General features: G+C 58.9%; 12 protein-coding genes and 6 tRNA genes. 8 read left to right on the top strand and 10 right to left on the bottom strand.

The features are described from left to right. Nucleotides 1–2: 2 nt before the first annotated feature. The 4 genes from M5B97_RS04700 (at nt 3) to M5B97_RS04685 (ending at nt 6,176) form a co-directional block, all read left to right on the top strand. Nucleotides 3–2,285, top strand: coding sequence for a TonB-dependent receptor (locus M5B97_RS04700; RefSeq protein WP_248730871.1), 2,283 nt, complete (start codon nt 3–5; stop codon nt 2,283–2,285). A gap of 17 nt (nt 2,286–2,302) precedes the next feature. Then, complete coding sequence (locus M5B97_RS04695; protein ID WP_248730870.1) at nt 2,303–2,950, top strand: MotA/TolQ/ExbB proton channel family protein; 648 nt, start codon at nt 2,303–2,305, stop codon at nt 2,948–2,950. Between the two features lie 54 nt (nt 2,951–3,004). After that, entirely contained in the window at nt 3,005–4,222 is a 1,218-nt protein-coding gene (locus M5B97_RS04690) for a phospholipase D-like domain-containing protein (RefSeq protein WP_248730869.1), read from the top strand. Between the two features lie 214 nt (nt 4,223–4,436). Next, nucleotides 4,437–6,176 carry a dipeptidase gene (locus tag M5B97_RS04685; RefSeq protein WP_248730868.1) on the top strand — a complete coding sequence of 580 codons (1,740 nt, stop codon included), beginning with the start codon at nt 4,437–4,439 and terminating at the stop codon, nt 6,174–6,176. A gap of 29 nt (nt 6,177–6,205) precedes the next feature. On the opposite strand, the gene M5B97_RS04680 is transcribed toward M5B97_RS04685, so the two are convergent. Then, the gene (locus tag M5B97_RS04680; protein WP_248730867.1) at nt 6,206–7,861 is read right to left on the bottom strand and encodes a M24 family metallopeptidase; all 1,656 of its coding nucleotides are present in this window, start codon (nt 7,859–7,861) and stop codon (nt 6,206–6,208) included. Nucleotides 7,862–7,938: 77 nt separating this feature from the next. Between M5B97_RS04680 and M5B97_RS04675 the strand changes: the two genes are divergently transcribed. Then, the gene (locus M5B97_RS04675) at nt 7,939–9,423 is read left to right on the top strand and encodes a PLP-dependent aminotransferase family protein (protein WP_248730866.1); all 1,485 of its coding nucleotides are present in this window, start codon (nt 7,939–7,941) and stop codon (nt 9,421–9,423) included. 30 nt (nt 9,424–9,453) lie between these two features. On the opposite strand, the gene M5B97_RS04670 is transcribed toward M5B97_RS04675, so the two are convergent. Together M5B97_RS04670 and M5B97_RS04665 are read right to left on the bottom strand one after the other, a co-directional pair. Next, the gene (locus M5B97_RS04670; RefSeq protein WP_123716822.1) at nt 9,454–9,705 is read right to left on the bottom strand and encodes a hypothetical protein; all 252 of its coding nucleotides are present in this window, start codon (nt 9,703–9,705) and stop codon (nt 9,454–9,456) included. Nucleotides 9,706–9,759: 54 nt separating this feature from the next. Then, on the bottom strand, nt 9,760–10,863 hold the full coding sequence (locus M5B97_RS04665) for a polyamine ABC transporter substrate-binding protein (protein WP_248730865.1): 1,104 nt from the start codon (nt 10,861–10,863) through the stop codon (nt 9,760–9,762). A gap of 137 nt (nt 10,864–11,000) precedes the next feature. On the opposite strand from M5B97_RS04665, the gene M5B97_RS04660 reads away from it, so the two are divergent. Next, nucleotides 11,001–11,822: a LuxR C-terminal-related transcriptional regulator gene (locus M5B97_RS04660; RefSeq protein WP_248730864.1), complete on the top strand. Its 822-nt coding sequence runs from the start codon at nt 11,001–11,003 to the stop codon at nt 11,820–11,822. A gap of 51 nt (nt 11,823–11,873) precedes the next feature. On the opposite strand, the gene M5B97_RS04655 is transcribed toward M5B97_RS04660, so the two are convergent. The 6 genes from M5B97_RS04655 to M5B97_RS04630 all read right to left on the bottom strand — a co-directional run bounded on the left by M5B97_RS04655 (nt 11,874) and on the right by M5B97_RS04630 (nt 12,544). Next, nucleotides 11,874–11,949 (bottom strand) — tRNA-Gly (locus M5B97_RS04655). A 3-nt stretch (nt 11,950–11,952) separates the two neighbouring features. Further along, nucleotides 11,953–12,028, bottom strand: a tRNA-Glu gene (locus tag M5B97_RS04650). A gap of 102 nt (nt 12,029–12,130) precedes the next feature. After that, nucleotides 12,131–12,206: transfer RNA gene (locus M5B97_RS04645), tRNA-Gly, on the bottom strand. 3 nt (nt 12,207–12,209) lie between these two features. Then, a tRNA-Glu gene (locus M5B97_RS04640) sits at nt 12,210–12,285 on the bottom strand. A gap of 105 nt (nt 12,286–12,390) precedes the next feature. Further along, nucleotides 12,391–12,466 (bottom strand) — tRNA-Gly (locus tag M5B97_RS04635). Between the two features lie 2 nt (nt 12,467–12,468). Continuing rightward, nucleotides 12,469–12,544, bottom strand: a tRNA-Glu gene (locus M5B97_RS04630). 372 nt (nt 12,545–12,916) lie between these two features. Here M5B97_RS04630 and M5B97_RS04625 point away from each other — a divergent pair. Both M5B97_RS04625 and M5B97_RS04620 read left to right on the top strand, forming a co-directional pair. Further along, on the top strand, nt 12,917–13,675 hold the full coding sequence (locus M5B97_RS04625; protein WP_123716819.1) for a hypothetical protein: 759 nt from the start codon (nt 12,917–12,919) through the stop codon (nt 13,673–13,675). Nucleotides 13,676–13,854: 179 nt separating this feature from the next. Beyond that, entirely contained in the window at nt 13,855–14,667 is an 813-nt protein-coding gene (locus M5B97_RS04620) for an alpha/beta fold hydrolase (protein WP_248730863.1), read from the top strand. Between the two features lie 36 nt (nt 14,668–14,703). Here the strand turns inward: M5B97_RS04620 and M5B97_RS04615 are convergent, their stop codons facing one another. Beyond that, nucleotides 14,704–16,671, bottom strand: coding sequence for a methyl-accepting chemotaxis protein (locus M5B97_RS04615; RefSeq protein ID WP_248730862.1), 1,968 nt, complete (start codon nt 16,669–16,671; stop codon nt 14,704–14,706). Between the last annotated feature and the right edge of the window lie 84 nt (nt 16,672–16,755).

Below are 16,755 nucleotides of genomic sequence, written 5' to 3'. Positions count from 1 at the left end.
TGATGAGGTTCACACGGATTCATCTGGCACTCGTTGCCGCGACGAGCATGACTCAAGGAATGGTCATGGCAGCTTCCAGCGACAGTGACGTCGGGACGATTGGCGTACAGGGCAAGGCGACCTCCGGGGGCGGTTACATGGTCCCGGAAGAAAGCATCAAGGGCCGCTCGACCATCACCAAGGAAGCGTTGGACAAGCAGACCGCTACCGGCAATGCCATCGACAAGCTCAAGTACACGCCGGGGTTGAATATCTCCAGCGAGGACAACACCGGGCTCTCGGGTTTCCGCTTCACCCTGCGCGGCATGAACTCCGACCAGGTCGGTATGTCAGTAGACGGCATGCCGATCAACGACTCCGGCAACTACGCGCTGTACTCCAACCTGCTGGGCGACCCGGAAAACATCGATCAGATCTTCGTCACCCAGGGTTCCTCGGAAGCGGACGGCCCGCATATCGGTTCCAGCGGCGGCAACATCGGTATCGTGACGATCCGCCCGACCAAGGAGACCGGTGCGTTCGTCAAACAGGTGGTGGGCAGCAACGCCACGCGCAAGACCTTCGCCCGCCTCAATACAGGTGAGGTCAATGGCCTGAGCAACTGGCTCTCGGTGTCCCACACCGAAGGTGATATGTGGCGTGGCTCGGGTGCCGTGCGTGCCGACAAAGTGGAGTGGAACAGCTTCTTCGACGCCGGTAACGGCAACACCGCGAACCTGATCCTCAAGTACCACGAGCAGGACAACAACAGTTACAGCCAACTGACCAAGGCGCAGTTCCAGCAGTACGGCCGCAAATACGACCCGTATGCCGCGACGCCGGCCCTGGACAACAACGGCAAGGTCAACAACTACTACGCCCTGGCGCAGAACCCGTTTCAGACCTTCACCGGCGTACTCAATACCCAGTTCAAGCTGGCCGACAACCTGTCGCTTTCAGTCATCCCGTATTACTACTGGGGTAACGGCAGCGGTGTAGGTTCCTCTTCGTACGCGCTGAACCGTGGTTCCAACCAGGGCGGCATTTTCGATTTGGGTAACCTGCCGACCGCCGCCCAGTACAACGCCGACGGTTCCTCGACCACCGGCGTGTACTACCGCCCTTCGCGCACCCAGACCTGGCGTCCGGGCATCACCACCAAGCTGAACTGGGACCTGGGCGACCACAGCCTGCAATTCGGCTACTGGTACGAACGCGCGCGCCAGAGCCAGACCCAACCGTTCATTGCCCTCAAGAACAACGGCAAGCCGAGCGACACCTGGCCGGACGGCACGTCCGTGGTCGACGCCAACGGCAACACCGTGCAGGGCCGCGACCGCTTCACCGTGACCCCGGCACAAAAAGTCTGGGCCCAGGACACCTGGTTCATCAATTCGGACTGGACCCTGGTGGCCGGCCTGGCCTACATGAACGTCGAGCGCGACGGCACCAACAACGGCAGCCTCACCGAGCAACCGGAAAAGCGTAACCAGACCTACAACAAGCTGCTGCCCAACGCGGGCCTGAAATACCAGCTCGATGAGCGTGACCAGTTGTTCTACAGCCTGTCGCGCAACATGCGCGTGCCGCAGAACTACGTGCTGTACGACAAAGGTGCCAACTCGATCGACTCCAAGCCGGAAACCAGCTGGAACCATGAGCTGGGCTGGCGCTACACCGCCGACGACATGACCCTGGCCGCCACCCTGTTCTACATGGAGTTCAAGAACCGCCAGGTGTCGTCCAAGGACATCAACGGCGACTTCGCCGACATCAACGCCGGTACCGTCACCAACAAGGGTCTGGAATTGGAATGGAGCGGCCTGCTGCCTAACCATTTCAACTACTACACCTCCTACACCTACACCAAGGCCGAGCAACAAGATGACCTGACCGTCTACAACGCCGGCAAAGCCATCGTGCTGCCCACCAGCGGCAAGCAGTTCGCCAACGTGCCGAAAAACATGCTGGCCGCCAACATCGGCTATGACGACGGGCGCTTCTACGGCACCTTCGGCGGCAAATACACCAGCCGCTTGTTCGGCGACCTGACCAACGACGAAGCCATCTCCGGCCGCACCGTGTTCAACCTCGGCGCCGGTATCTACCTGCCGGTGGACAAGAAAGTGGTCAAGGACGCGACCCTGCGCCTGAACGTCGACAACCTGTTCGACAAGAAGTACCTGGACGGTGTGTACACCACCAAGACCAACGCGGCGAGCTACAGCGGCTTCCGCGATGGCGACCCGGCCTACATCGTTGGCCTGGACCGTACCGTCACGGTTTCCCTGGAAGCGAATTTCTAACTGCGAGGCTATAGATCATGGACATGAACCTGCTTCACGCCATCACCTTTTATGTGATGTACGCCGCCATGGCGATTGCGATCTTTATCGCCATCGAACGCGGCATTTACTTCGCCTATGTGCGTCGCCAGGCACGCGCCTTGACCGAAGTGCTGGGTGCCAATGTGCACAGCGAACGTGACCTGCCTGAGGCCCTGACCCGCCGCGACAGCCTGCCGCTGAACATGGTGCTGCCGATCCTGGCGCAGAAAGCCGCCCATGGTTCGCGCAAGGACCTGGATGACGAAATCGACACCCAGTACCTCAAGACCCGCGCGCCGCTGTCCCGCAGCCTGTGGATCATCGAGACCATCACCACCGCCGCGCCGTTGCTGGGCCTGCTGGGTACCATCCTCGGCATCATTGACACCTTCAAGGCCCTGGCGTCGGCCGGCGTATCCGACCCAGGCCAGATCTCCGGTGGTATCGGTACGGCCTTGTTCGCTACCGGCCTGGGTATCGCCATTGCGCTGTTTTGCGTGGTATTCCACAACTTCTTCCAGGACAGCCTGGAGCGCATCAACGACCAGTTGAAGATCCTGCTGATCCGCGCCGCTACCGGCGCCCGTGTTCAGGGTGAAGTACCGCATTTGGTACCGACACCGCTGCACACCCGCACAGCATGACTTTCAGGGCGGACGCTGGATGCGTCCGCTGTTTTTTTGCCCGATGAGACGCCCATGCACCTATCAATGAAATTGCGTATCGCAGGCCTCGCCGGTTTGCTCCTCAGTCCGCTTGCCCAAGCGGACTTTTCAATTCCAGGGTTTGAACTGGTGCACACCGTACCGGTGGATACCACGTTGGGCACTGCTGATTTGCGTCAGCCTGGCCCGGTCTGGATAGAGTTGTTCGACGGTGCCACAAGCACCATTGATATCGGCCAGTTCTACGCCGCCGACCATCCCGGCTCGGTGATGGAGCAAGTGATCCAGCACCTGGAAGCCGCCGGCAAACGCGGTGTGAAGATTCGCTTCCTGCTCGAAGAAAAAGGCATCAAGTTGTCGGAGGCGTCCACCCTGGAGCGCTTGCGCGCCATCCCCAACCTGACCTTCCGCGTGTTGCCCTATGGGCAATTGAGCGGCGGCATCATCCACGCCAAATACCTGGTGGTCGATGGTAAACAGGCGTTTGTCGGCAGCCAGAATTTCGATTGGCGCTCCCTGGAACATATCCACGAAACAGGCCTGCGCATCAGCGACTCGACCGTGGTGAGCCAGGTCCAGGCGATCTTCAACCAGGACTGGACAGCCCAGGCGGCCCTCACCGACAACAAACCCGTGCCGCTGCCCGTCACCGGCCAGGCGCCTGCGCGCACCGGCAACTATCTGGTGGCCAGCCCGCAGCGCTACAACCCGCCGGGCGTGGGTGACTCCCAACTGGAGCTGCCGCGCCTGCTGGGCGAGGCAAAAAAGCAAGTGCGCGTGCAACTGCTGGACTATGCGCCGCTGTCCTACGGCCCGGATCGCACTCGCCCTTACTACGCGGTGATTGACAACGCTGTACGCGCCGCCGCTGCACGTGGGGTGTCAATCAAATTGATGGTGTCCAACTGGAACACCGACACACTGGAACTGCCCTACCTGAAAAGCCTGGCCGTACTGCCGAACGTTGAGATCAGGATCGTCACCCTGCCCGAAGCCAAACAAGGCTTTATCCCCTATGCACGAGTGATCCACAGCAAGACGATGGAAATCGACGGGCAGGTGGCGTGGGTGGGTACCAGCAACTGGCTCGGTGGCTATTTCGACAATTCGCGCAACCTGGAAGTGGTGATGCACGACAACGCGATGGCCAAGCGTATCGGCGAGTTGCATGAGCAGTTGTGGGATGGGCCGTATGCCAAGGCGCTCGATGCAGCGGCACAGTACCCAGACCCGCACCCTGGCAAGCCTTGACCTGAAATGTGATTCAACACCCAAAACAAATCCCCTGCGGGAGGGGGCAAGCCCCCTCCCGCATTTGAGTCTTTATTGTCCTGACACCTGAGTACGATATTTCCCACACCAAGGCCTCCCTATAGCAACCTTGGTGATGGTAGTGTGTAGAAATGTTTCTGACTTATTGATCAGAAACCTCTTACTCACTATCTGCAAAGGAATGCCTCTAACAATGCACTTCCCACTCAAAAAACTGGCTGCCGCCACGCTGTTCGCCGCCAGCCTCTGCGCCGTCGCCAGCCCGGCATTCGCCAACCTCAGCGCCGAACAGAGCGCGACGATCATCAAGCATTTCAACGAAGCGCCGACCACCGATTTCCGTGGTTTCCTCGGCACCCTGTCCAAGGGTGACCTGGCGAAAACCGATGATGTCGGCCCAGCCATTGATACGTTCCTGGCCAACAAACCCCTGAGCGCCGACCAGCAGAACGAGATCAATCGTCTGCTCGGCATTTACACGCGGGTGAAGTACGGCAAGGCCGCCCTGGAAACCCTGCGCGAGCTGGTGGAAATCCCGACGTTCAATGTGGATGGCCTGCCGCAGTACAAGAACCCGGAATTCCTCAAGATCGCCGACAAGATCCAAAGCCTGGCCAAAGCGTTCAATCTGAACTTCCGTAACGTCGACAACCGCGTCTATGAAATCACCCTGGAAGGCAGCGGTGACGAAGTGGTGGGCATCCACGCCCACGCCGACGTGGTGCCCGTAACGCCGGAAAACTGGGTGCTCAAGGACGGCACCAAGCTCGACCCATTCAAGGTCACGCTGATCGGCGACCGCATGTATGGTCGTGGCACCGAGGATGACAAGAACGGCATCGTAGTGGCGATGTACGCCATGAAGGTGATCAAGGAAGAAAAGCTGCCGCTGGCGCGTCACTTCAAGTTGTTGGTGGACACCACCGAGGAGACCTCTGGCGACGCAATTCCTTACTACTTCGAACACAACCCAACCCCGCAATACAACCTGGCGCTGGATGGCGGCTACCCGGTAGTGATTGCCGAGAAAGGCTACGGCACGGTGATGGCGACCTTCCCGGTACGCAAAGGTGAAGGCAAAGGCGCGGAAATCGTTTCGATGACCGGTGGCATGGCCACCAACCAGATTCCTTCGGTATCGGTGGCCACTCTGGTCAGCGACAAACCGGCAGAACTGGCGGCCAGCCTGGAAAAAGCCGGCGTTGAATACGCCAAGCAGAATGGCGGTGACTTCGAAGTGGCCGCCAAAGTGGTCGGCAACGAGGTCAAGCTGACGGTGACCGGCGTTTCCGCTCACTCCTCTGAACCGGAATCCGGTGTGAACCCGGTGGCGCGCATGCTGGTGCTGATCCACAGCCTGGACGGCAAGATTGCCCTCAAACACAACCACATTACCGACGCTGCACGGTATGCCGCCGACAACTGGGGCCTGGATTACCTGGGCGGCAAATTGGGCGTGGGCTTCTCCGACGCCTTCATGGGGCCGCTGACCACCTCGCTGACATTTGTCGGCCAGGATGCCAAAGCCTTCAAACTGGCGGTGAACCTGCGCGTGCCGAAGGGCAAGACCCCGGAAGTGCTCAAAGCCGAAATCGCCGACAAGCTCAGCGCCTGGGATAAGCAATCCAAGGTCAAGGTGGACTTTACCTACTCGGTGGCCGAGCCGATGTACCGCAACCCTGAAGGCGAATGGGTGAAAGCCTTGCTTGCCGTGGCCAGCGAAAACCTGGGCATGGAACACAAGTTCGGCACTTCGGCCGGCGCAACCTCCGTGCACGAATTGCCTAATGGCGTGCAATTCGGCCTGGCGCGCCCGGAAGTCAAATACACCGGGCACACGGACGGCGAGTTCAAGAGCGTCGACCAGTTCCTGCTCGACCTGCAGATCGTCACCGAAATGATGGGCCGCGTCGGGCAACTGCCCAAGCTCTGAGGCGATTTGAGCCCGCCGCAACGGCGGGCTCAACGCATCAGGATATCTTCGAAGAACCCACCGATTGGCAGCGTGGGATGACAGAGCTGGATCTCCAGTACCCACACCATTTCGCTGGGCGTGATCGCCAGGTCAGCCAGTTCCTTGTTCCCGAACAACGCATGGGGAAAATCCGCAATGCGGTGGCCTGCCAGGTTACGTGATAGCCGCCAGCCTTTCGCCACGGCGCGGTCTTCGGCAAAGTCATACAGTTCAACACCGGTCATGCCTCGCAGCCAGGCTTCGCGGGTTTCATCGAAGACTTCATGCAGCACCTTACGGCAGTCCAGGTGCAAGGGTGCCTCGCCGAAGACGAAAGTATCGCCGTAGTCCCCTTCGTAGCCGTCCCAGACCGGGCCAAGGTCCACTACCACAATGTCGTTGGGGCGTAATGTACGTGACGGATCGATCCCTTCCCGCGGCGGACGCACCGTATCATCGCCAAAGCGGATGTAGGTGGGGTGCCAGGTATGTGAGGCGCCCATGGCCTGCAATTGCCGGGCGGCCATTTCGAGGGCGGCCCCTGTGGTCATGCCAACCTTCAGTTGGCTGGCAATCGATGCCAGCGCACGTACGCTTTTCTCACGTGCCGCCAGCATGCCATCGAGCGAATACCGCGGCCCGACTTTTTCCCAGGTTTCATCCAATGAGTTAAGCAATGTGTCGACGCTCGACGGGCCACTGGGCACAAAAGCTTCCGCGACAAAACGATGGGCCGGCAAGCCCGCCTCGAGGCAACCCGCGCGCGCCTGGTTGATCATCCCGCCGTTGCCGCAGGCATACACCTGCGCCTCTTCCCAGCGGTGCCCATGGCTCAGCGCAACGTCCTGCACCCTGCCCTCCGATGCCAGCACCGGGTGCCAGTGGAAACGGGGACAGTCGATGACCGATTGGTCCAGGAAGGCGCGGTCGTAAAAATCTGCCGCCTGTGCGCCACCCCAGTAAAACGTCACCTCGACACCACGTTTCAAGGCGGTCAGCAGGATCGGCTTGATCCCCGCATAGCCAGTGCCGGTGGCGAACAAGACGACAGGCGCCACGTCATCGTCCTGCCAGGTGCAGGCACCAAAAGGCCCTTCCACGTGCAATAGATCGCCGACGTCAAGGTCGCCGAGCAGGGTTTCGGAAAACAGCCCGCCGCTCACCCGACGAATCTGAAACACCAGGCGTCCATCGCCATCGGCCGGCAGGTTGGCGATCGAAAAGCAGCGCGAGTCACCGTCGACCAGACGGAACTTGAGGTACTGGCCCGCCCGCGCCACCAAAGGCATATCCGGCATCACGACCAACTCGATGATGTCGGGGCTGAGTGCGCGCTTGCTCAGCACTGTCGCCTCAACAACCAACGCGGGCGCGTCCAGCGACCAGCCGGGAATCTCCAAGCGCATATCGGCACAGGCATGGCTCTGGCACAGCAGCATTTCATTGGCCGCCAGGGGATAGCTGGGAGAAGGAGTGCCCGGCGCCAGGCGCTTGGCACGGTACTGCCCCTGGGCGACCACGACCTTGCACGAACCGCACGCTCCACGCCGGCAGGAGAACGGCACAGGCAGGCCGCTGGCGAGCATCGCGTCGAGCAACAGTTCGTCACCGGCTTCAAAGGTTTTCCCCGATGGGGAGAGTTCGATGACATGGCGTGTGTTCATAAGGACCTCGGGGGGAGTGAGGCTTGATTGTTGCGCTAGACTAGGCCCATTAAAACCTCCAGTTTTGGATAGTTCAGATGGTCCAGATGCGCAAATGGCGCCCGTTGCTCAAATTGGATGAGAGCACTCAACAAGCTTCCTATCGCAAGATCGCCGACGGCCTCGTGGCTGCGATCGTCGAGGGGCGCCTGCCTCCAGGCACACTGTTGCCGGGCACGCGGGAAATGGCGCAGATACTCAACGTCAACCGCAAGACGGTCATCCTGGCCTACGAAGAAGCCCTGACCAAAGGCTGGCTGATCAGCGAGCCGCGACGCGGGACGTTCGTCAATGCGCAACTGGCGCCCACTCCAGCGCCCAATCGCGCACAACAGTCCTTTGCCCCGCCATTGCTGGCGCAGGCGGTCGTCCCGTATTTCACCCAGAACGCCCAGGTGATCGCCCTGCAACATCGGCATGACGCACTGTTTTTCGATAACGGCGCCTGCGACCACCGCTTGCTGCCGCAAGCTGTGTTGCATCGCTACTACCGCAACGCCCTGCGCAACAGCTTTGCATCCAATTCGGTGCGTTATGGTAGCGAGGGCACCGGCTATGAATTGCGGTGCGCGCTGGCGGAAATGCTGCGCAACAACCGTGGGCTGACGGCAAACGCGGAGAATATCTGCCTGACCCCAGGCACACAGGTGTCCCTGTTCCTGACCGCCAGCCTGCTGATCAAACCCGGTGACGTGGTGCTGGTGGAACGCCTGAGCTACCCACCGGCGTGGGAGATTTTCCGCAAGCTGGGTGCGCAATTAGTCATGGTCGATATGGATGAGGAAGGCTGTCGCACGGACCACATCGAACGGTTATGCCATAGGCACGACGTCAGAATGATTTACCTCACGCCGCACCATCAGTTCCCCACCACCGTGAGCCTGCACGCAGCGCGCAGACAGCACCTGCTGGCGCTGGCGGAGCTGCACGACTTTTGCGTGATCGAAGAAGACTACGACCACGAATACCATTTCAACGGGCGACCATACCTGCCGCTGGCCAGTGATAACGCGCAACGGCACGTGATCTATATTGGCTCGTTATCCAAGGCACTGGGCTCAACCTTTCGTTGCAGCTATGTGGTTGCCCCCGCCAGCGTGATTGAAGTGCTCCAGAGGAGCGCGGCGTTGGTGGTGGGGGACAGCGACGCGGTCGCGCAGAAGATGCTGGCGGACCTGATCAATCAGGGGGAATTGAAGAAACACCTGCGCCGCGTTTCAAAAGAATACGCAGCGCGTCGGGAAGTGCTGCAGAGCTGCCTGCAACAGTCATTTGGTGATCGGATCCGGGTACGCGAGCCTGAAGGTGGCCTGGCGCTCTGGGTGCGTTTCCAGGATGAAACCGATGTGGATCAACTGGTAAAGGCCGCTCAAGGCCAGGGCGTGATAGTACGCAGCGCGCGTCAGTTTTCGCCGATGAACCTGCCAGAAAATGCCTTGCGCCTTGGTTTTGCCTCACTTGATCGGGATGAGATCCGTCAGGCCACGCTGCGCCTGGCACGGGCGCTGAACACACACAAATAAAAACGCCGATCATCACTGATCGGCGTTTTTTCAGAGGGGAAGCAGGAAACGCGACATCTTTTCCACCCGGGCCAGTTCAGGAAACTCAAGCAGCAACGCCCGGTTTCCCCGGCCAATGTGCGCCATCACCGCCCGGGTGATGTACTCACGCACCATGCCGGTCGAGACGTAATACATGGCCCAGGCTTGTTCAGGCGTACAGAGGCCAATCTGTTCTTCAATTTCCTTGTAGGCGTTGTCCTCGTCCGATTTCACATCGTCCGCGTAATCACGTTGGCCCATGATTCCTCCCCTTCTCCGCAGCTTCCGTGCAAAGCCCCTTGGTCAATCAACCGATCACGTACCGCTTTTCACCTTGGTCCACACACGCGTGCGAATTCGCTCCAACTTCAATGGCAGTGGTTCAAGGGGAACCAGCGTGGCGATGGTCTCTTTGGAAGGATAAATCCAGGGATCGTCACGCAGTTTCTGCTCCACAAGGTGAGTCGCGTCCTTGTTGGCGTTCGGATACAACGTGTGGTTTGAGCTTTTAGCAATCACGTCGGGCTCAAGCATGTAGTTGATGAATTCCAGCCCTTGCTTGGCGTGGGGCGCATCCTTGAGCAACACAAAATTTTCCGACCATACCAGCCCGCCCTCACGCGGCAGGCTGTAGGCAATTTTGCGACCGGTGTTGTTTTTCTCGTTGATGGCCTTGGCAGTCAGCGCGCCACTCGCCCAACTCACCACCACACAAATATTGCCGTCGGCAAAGTCGGCATCGGTTCTGGAGGAGTCGAAGTAAAGAACGTAAGGGCGGATCTTCAGCAGCAGCGCCTGGGCCTTCTGGTAGTCCTCAGGGTTCTGGCTGTTGCTCGGCAGCCCGAGGTAATGCAAAGCGATGGAAATAATTTCGCTTGGCGAGTCCATCATCGCCACGCCACACGACTTCAGCTTGCTGATGTTTTCTTCTTTGAAGATCAGATCCCAACTGTCCACCGGGGCGTCATCACCCAGTGCAGCCTTGACTTTATCGACGTCGTAGCCGATGCCGGTAGTGCCCCACAGATAAGGCACGGCGTATTGATTACCCGGATCATTCGTTGCGAGAAGCGCCAGCATCTCCGGGTCGATATGGGCAAAGTTGCTCAACTGGCTGCGGTCCAGCGGCGCGAGGACGCCCGCCTGGATCAGGCTCGGCAGTACATTGGAGGTGGCAACGACGACGTCGTAGCCGGTGCGCCCGGCCATGACTTTGCTCTGCATGATCTCGGCGCTGTCGAAGGCATCCAGGTGCATCTTGATGCCGGTCTTCTGCTCGAACTCCTTCGGCGTTTGCGGTGCGATCAGCCCGAACCAGTTGTACAGGTTGACCCGCGCTTCAGCCGCTGCCGCTGGCATGTTCGCCCCCATGCAGACCAGCGAGGCCAGGAATATGGCGCGCAAATGTGATTGACTCATTTAACTATCCTTGTCAAAACGACAGGCCCTCATGGCCTTCATCCGCTGGGGGTGAATATACCCGGCACCCTTGATTAGTAAATACCTACAAATACTTAGCGCTGACCCTCGAACGCCTAACCCTAAAGGGGTAGACCATGTCACTCGATCTTCACAACCTGGCCTGGCACCGGTCGGCTGGGAAACTGATCATGCAACTCAATCGTCCAGCGTTCTGGAGTTCGCTGGTTCGCGTATTGAATGAATACGTGCAAATCGACAATTGGGTTGTACTCGTGTTCGGTGACCAACAAGTCCAGGTCATCAGCGTGCCGGAGGTGGCCGATGCGGAAGAGGTCGACGCCCTGACACAACGTTATGTGAAGGGTTTGTTCCTGCTGGACCCGTTTTATATCGCCAACCGTGAAAATCCGCAGAGCGGTTTTTTTCATTTGTCAGACATTGCGCCAGAGCATTTCCTGACCACCGAGTACTACCACCGCTATTTCGAGCAATACATTTCCGTGGACGAAGCGCAGTACAACGTCCAGTTGGATGCGGACAGAACACTCTGTATTTCATTGGGCAGTCATGTCCGGTTTGGACCGGAGCAAATAACCACACTGGATATCATCAAGCCTTGGGTGATGGCCTTGATGCATCAACGCATGTGCTTTGAGACTGAGCTTGAAAAGAATCTCAGCGAACCACCGCCTTGGTCGGAAGCGATTATTCAGCTGGGGACGCAAATCACAACACGGGAGAAGGACGTACTTACATTGCTGCTGAGTGGTTTCTCCAATAAGGAGATCGCCGGGAAACTGGCCCTGTCGGCAGAAACCATCAAGGTGCACCGGCGCAACCTCTACAACAAATTGAACATCAAATCGCAATCCGAACTCTTCGCACGGTTCTTCATGCCAAAGCAGGAGCACCATGCGGCGAACTCAAGCTTGCTGCTTCCGATTGCCGAAAAATAAAACGCGCACACAAAAACGCCGATCATCACTGATCGGCGTTTTCATTAAATATGGAGCGGGAAACGAGACTCGAACTCGCGACCCCGACCTTGGCAAGGTCGTGCTCTACCAACTGAGCTATTCCCGCAAATGGCGTCCCCTAGGGGACTCGAACCCCTGTTACCGCCGTGAAAGGGCGGTGTCCTAGGCCACTAGACGAAGGGGACACGCTACTGAAACACATGGTGTGTATTCCAGTGCCCAGAGGCCTTGTCCGTAGACTGGCCCTGGTTTCACTCAATGCCGCCCTAAGGCAACACTGCTTAAATTGGAGCGGGAAACGAGACTCGAACTCGCGACCCCGACCTTGGCAAGGTCGTGCTCTACCAACTGAGCTATTCCCGCAAATGGCGTCCCCTAGGGGACTCGAACCCCTGTTACCGCCGTGAAAGGGCGGTGTCCTAGGCCACTAGACGAAGGGGACACGCTACTGAAACACATGGTGTGTATTCCAGTGCCCAGAGGCTTTGTCCGCAGACTTGGCCCTGGTTTCACTCAATGCCGCCCGAAGGCAGCACTGCTTAAAATCTGGAGCGGGAAACGAGACTCGAACTCGCGACCCCGACCTTGGCAAGGTCGTGCTCTACCAACTGAGCTATTCCCGCAATGGCGTCCCCTAGGGGACTCGAACCCCTGTTACCGCCGTGAAAGGGCGGTGTCCTAGGCCACTAGACGAAGGGGACACACGTACAACATTCACTCCCTAGCGCGTTTCGCAGTGTGCTTTACGCGTTAAGTGGCGCGCATTCTATGGATGGATTGAAAGGTCGTCAACCCCCAAGGATAAATTTATTAAAATCAATGACTTCGCCCTGCTTTCCAGGCCTGCAGGCGGATTTTGCTCGTCTGGGTCTTGGCGCCTATATTCTGGCGCCCGACAAGACGTTATAGTTCGCCCCAGCAGATGATAGCAATGTGCATCTATGCAAAAACATTTTACCTATATAGAAGCATCTACCCGAGCAACTGGTCGATCAGTCCTATCCGCCAGATAGCGCAGTCACTACACTCCATTAAGTAAACCCAATAAAGAGGCCACACCGGTGACACCACTCATGATCACCCTGCTGGTAATAGCCGGGATCGTAATACTGATCGCCATTGGCTACATGAACCATGTGGTGGAAAACAACAAGCTGGAAAAGAAGCGCACCGAGATCGAGCTCAATGATCGGTTGCGTCGCTGCGGTGAAATCACCGAGACCTTCCCTGGCCAGTTGATGACCCCGGCGCTTAAATTGTTGCTGACCCGCCTGGAACTCAACGTCAACCAGCGCCTGCTGCACCTCAACAAATCCAGCGCACCGATCAAGGCACGCATCACCGAGCTGAATGCGCTGATCGCCCAGGGGGAATCGATCCCCGTGACCAACCCGCCCGCGCCGATCCAGACCGAAGCCAAGGCCAAGGACGTGCGGTTCCTGCTTGAAGCCTTGCACGGTCAAGTCACCCGTGCCGCCCAGGACGGTTTCCTGCCCACCAATGAAGCCAAGCACTGGATCAAGGAAATTCGCCATATCCTGGTGCTGCTGCATATCGAGTTTTTCAACAACCTGGGCCAGCACGCCCTGCAGCAAGGCCAGCCCGGCCAAGCGCGCCTGGCGTTCGAGCGCGGCGTGCAATACCTGCGCAAGCAGCCGGAACCGGTGATCTACAGTGCACAGTTGCAACTGCTGGAATCGCAGTTGGCCCGTGCCAACTCCACAGTGCTCACCAATAGCCAACCCGCCGAAGACGAGGTCAATGAATTGACCGAAGGCCTGAAAGTCGTCGACGCCGACGCCGAGTGGAAAAAGAAAGCCATCTACGACTGATGGTCTTCCAAGTGGGTGAGCCTGTAGTGAGCAGGCTTGCCCGGCTCACTGCGATAATTCCTCCTACTCACGGCCTCCAGTAGCCCCACCGTCATCGAATGCCATCAATTTGCACCTATCCCCCTACTCCCGACTAGCGTAAAAAAGCCCTCCTCACTCCACGAAATGAGAGGCTCGCTATGCCCGTTGCCGTGATTGATGGACAACCGCTGCACTATCTCGACCAAGGCACCGGCCCGGCTGTCCTGCTGGGCTCCAGTTACCTGTGGGACCGTCACATGTGGGCGCCGCAGATCGAGGCCCTATCGCAACAGTACCGTGTGATCGTCCCTGAGCTGTGGGGTCATGGTGAATCGGGGCCGTTACCGGCTCACACCCACTCTCTGGATGATTTGGCGCGCCAGGCCCTGGCCCTGCTGGACCAGTTGGACATCGACCAGATCAACCTGATAGGCCTGTCGGTCGGCGGCATGTGGGGCGCACGCCTGGCATTGAGCGCACCGGCGCGGGTCAACAGCCTGATGCTGATGGACACCTACCTGGGTGCAGAGCCCGAGGCCACGCGCCAGTATTATTTCTCGCTGTTCAAGATGATCGAAGACGCTGGCGCCATCCCTGAGCCATTGCTGGATGTGATCGCACCGATCTTCTTCCGTCCGGGTATCGACCGGGAATCAGCGCTGTATCAGGATTTTCGCCAGGCGCTGAAGGGGTTTTCCAAGGAGCGCCTGCTGCAAAGCATTGTGCCTCTGGGCCGGCAGATCTTCAGTCGCACCGACCTGCTGGAGCAACTGCCACAGTTGGACGCCGACACGACCTTGATCCTGTGCGGCGAGCAGGACAAACCCCGACCACCTGCAGAGTCTCGGGAAATGGCTGGGCTGATCGGGTGCGACCTGATCCTGATTCCAGACGCCGGGCATATCTCTGCCCGGGAAAATCCGGACTTTGTCAACGAGGCACTGCTGACCTTCCTCGCCAACAACGCCTGATCGCCCTCCTCCTTGATCGCGGCCTTCGCGCTGCGATCAAAGGCGGAAATGCCCGACCATCCCCTTGAGTTCCGCACCCAATTGCGCCAGCTGAATGCTGGAAGCTGCGCTGCCTTGCATGCTCAGCGCCGATTGATCGGCACTGGCGCGGATACTGGTGACACTACGGTTGATCTCTTCAGCGACCGAACTCTGCTCCTCGGCGGCGGCGGCAATCTGCTGGTTCATCTGCTGAATCAATGACACCGCCACGGCGATACTCCCCAGCGCACTTTCAGTTTCCAGGGCATCGCTGACGGCCAGCTTCACCAGCTCGCCGCTCTGCTGGATCTGCTGCACCGACGACTGCGCCGCGTTGCGCAGCGTGCTGACCAGCCGCTCGATTTCCTCGGTCGATTGCTGAGTGCGCTTGGCCAATGCCCGTACTTCATCGGCCACCACCGCGAAGCCACGGCCCTGCTCACCCGCGCGTGCCGCTTCGATAGCGGCGTTGAGGGCAAGCAAATTGGTTTGCTCGGCGACACTTTTGATCACACTCAATACGGTGCCGATATTCTGGATTTCGGTGCTCAGGCTTTCGATGCTGGCGCTGGCACTGGTGCTGGAGGCGGCGAGCAACTCGATACGCTGCAAGCTCTGGCGTACCACCTGCTGGCCGCTGTCGACCTTGTCATCCGCCGTCTGCGCCGCTTGAGCGGCCTCTTCGGCGTTGCGAGCCACATCGTGTACCGTGGCGGTCATCTGGTTCATCGCCGTGGCAACCTGCTCGGTCTCCTCTTTTTGACTGCTGACTTCGACATTGGTCTGTTCCGTCACGCTGGACAGTGAATGCGCCGAGCTGGCCAGCTGTTCGATACCTGCCTGCAGGCCGCTGACCATATGGCTCAAGCCACTGCCCATCTGCTGCATGGCTTGCATCAGTTGGCCCATTTCATCACGGCGGCTGACCTCCATGCGCCCGCTCAGATCGCCAGAGGCAATCTGCTGCGCCACCGCGATCACACTGCGCAGCGGCGCAACAATCAGGCGCGTAATGACCCAGGCCGCAATCAAGCCCACCAACAGCGCCAGCGCCGACGAGCCGATAATCAGCATTGCGCTTTTCTTCAATTGCTCCTGCATCGACTGGTCTTCGGCGGCATATGCCTGGTTGACCCGGCTGACCACTTGGTCGGCCCTGTCGTGCAACTGCTTATAGACCAGCTTTTCCTGGGCCAGCAGGCCGGTGTATTCGCCGAGCTTCTCGCTGAACGCGGCGATATGCCCGGACACTTCGTTGAGGACGGTCTGATAACCCGCATCCTTGACCGCAGTTTTCAGTTGTTCGACCTGAGCCAGGGCCTGGTCCGCCTGTTCGATCTTGCCCTGTTCGGCATTGTCGGCATCCGCCCTGCGGCTTTGGTCCAGGCGCACCCGCGCTTCGTTCATGGCTTGCAGCATCAACCTGGACACTTGGCTGACCTGACCCGCCTGCTCGATAAACTCGGCGCCTTCCTTGCCTTGGCTTTCCTTGAGGCCATAGGTACCGTCGTCCGTCAGTCCCGACTGCAATACATCAAGGTTATTGGCCACACTGGAGACCGACCAACTGGCCATTTCCAGGGCCAGATCCTTGGTCTGGGTCAGCTCGACAAATTCATCGAACGCCTTGCGATAAGCGGCCAACGCCTGCTCGACGTCAGTCATCTCCGGCACATTGGCAGCGGAGCCGGCTTTGAGGGCGGCCGCCTGGGCCGTCAAGGCGTCGACACTTTCATGCAGGGCGTCGACTGCCTTGGGGTCGGCGTGCAGTGCGTAGTCCTGTTCGATCAGGCGCACCTTTAACAAGCCGCTATTGAGCGAAGACATCGCCTTGAGGCCCTCGAAACGCTGACCCACGGTTTGCAGGGACCACACACCAATTGCCGCCACGAGCGCAGTCAGCAGTAGCACCAAGGTGAAACCCAAGCCCAGTTTTTTTGCCATACCGAGGTTGGCGAAACGTCGTTGCACGGCCGAAATCATCGCACTTGAGTCCTCTTGCAATGGCAGATGCCATCAAGCGTGGTTTTCATGCGGCGAGATTCGCAACCACTCGCCAACGACACA

The sequence above is a fragment of the Pseudomonas sp. MWU13-2517 genome (assembly GCF_023242545.1).
GTDB lineage: Bacteria > Pseudomonadota > Gammaproteobacteria > Pseudomonadales > Pseudomonadaceae > Aquipseudomonas.
The sequence above is the reverse complement of the archived record's forward strand: the minus strand, read 5'-3'. Positions and strand labels throughout refer to the sequence as shown.

Coding starts and splice junctions, on each gene's coding strand:
- M5B97_RS04695 (WP_248730870.1), top strand. CDS start 2,303: ATGGACATGAACCTGCTTCACGCCATCACCTTTTATGTGATGTACGCC.
- M5B97_RS04690 (WP_248730869.1), top strand. CDS start 3,005: ATGCACCTATCAATGAAATTGCGTATCGCAGGCCTCGCCGGTTTGCTC.
- M5B97_RS04615 (WP_248730862.1), bottom strand. CDS start 16,671: ATGATTTCGGCCGTGCAACGACGTTTCGCCAACCTCGGTATGGCAAAA.
- M5B97_RS04680 (WP_248730867.1), bottom strand. CDS start 7,861: ATGAACACACGCCATGTCATCGAACTCTCCCCATCGGGGAAAACCTTT.
- M5B97_RS04625 (WP_123716819.1), top strand. CDS start 12,917: ATGATCACCCTGCTGGTAATAGCCGGGATCGTAATACTGATCGCCATT.
- M5B97_RS04700 (WP_248730871.1), top strand. CDS start 3: ATGAGGTTCACACGGATTCATCTGGCACTCGTTGCCGCGACGAGCATG.
- M5B97_RS04670 (WP_123716822.1), bottom strand. CDS start 9,705: ATGGGCCAACGTGATTACGCGGACGATGTGAAATCGGACGAGGACAAC.
- M5B97_RS04675 (WP_248730866.1), top strand. CDS start 7,939: ATGGTCCAGATGCGCAAATGGCGCCCGTTGCTCAAATTGGATGAGAGC.
- M5B97_RS04620 (WP_248730863.1), top strand. CDS start 13,855: ATGCCCGTTGCCGTGATTGATGGACAACCGCTGCACTATCTCGACCAA.
- M5B97_RS04665 (WP_248730865.1), bottom strand. CDS start 10,863: ATGAGTCAATCACATTTGCGCGCCATATTCCTGGCCTCGCTGGTCTGC.
- M5B97_RS04685 (WP_248730868.1), top strand. CDS start 4,437: ATGCACTTCCCACTCAAAAAACTGGCTGCCGCCACGCTGTTCGCCGCC.
- M5B97_RS04660 (WP_248730864.1), top strand. CDS start 11,001: ATGTCACTCGATCTTCACAACCTGGCCTGGCACCGGTCGGCTGGGAAA.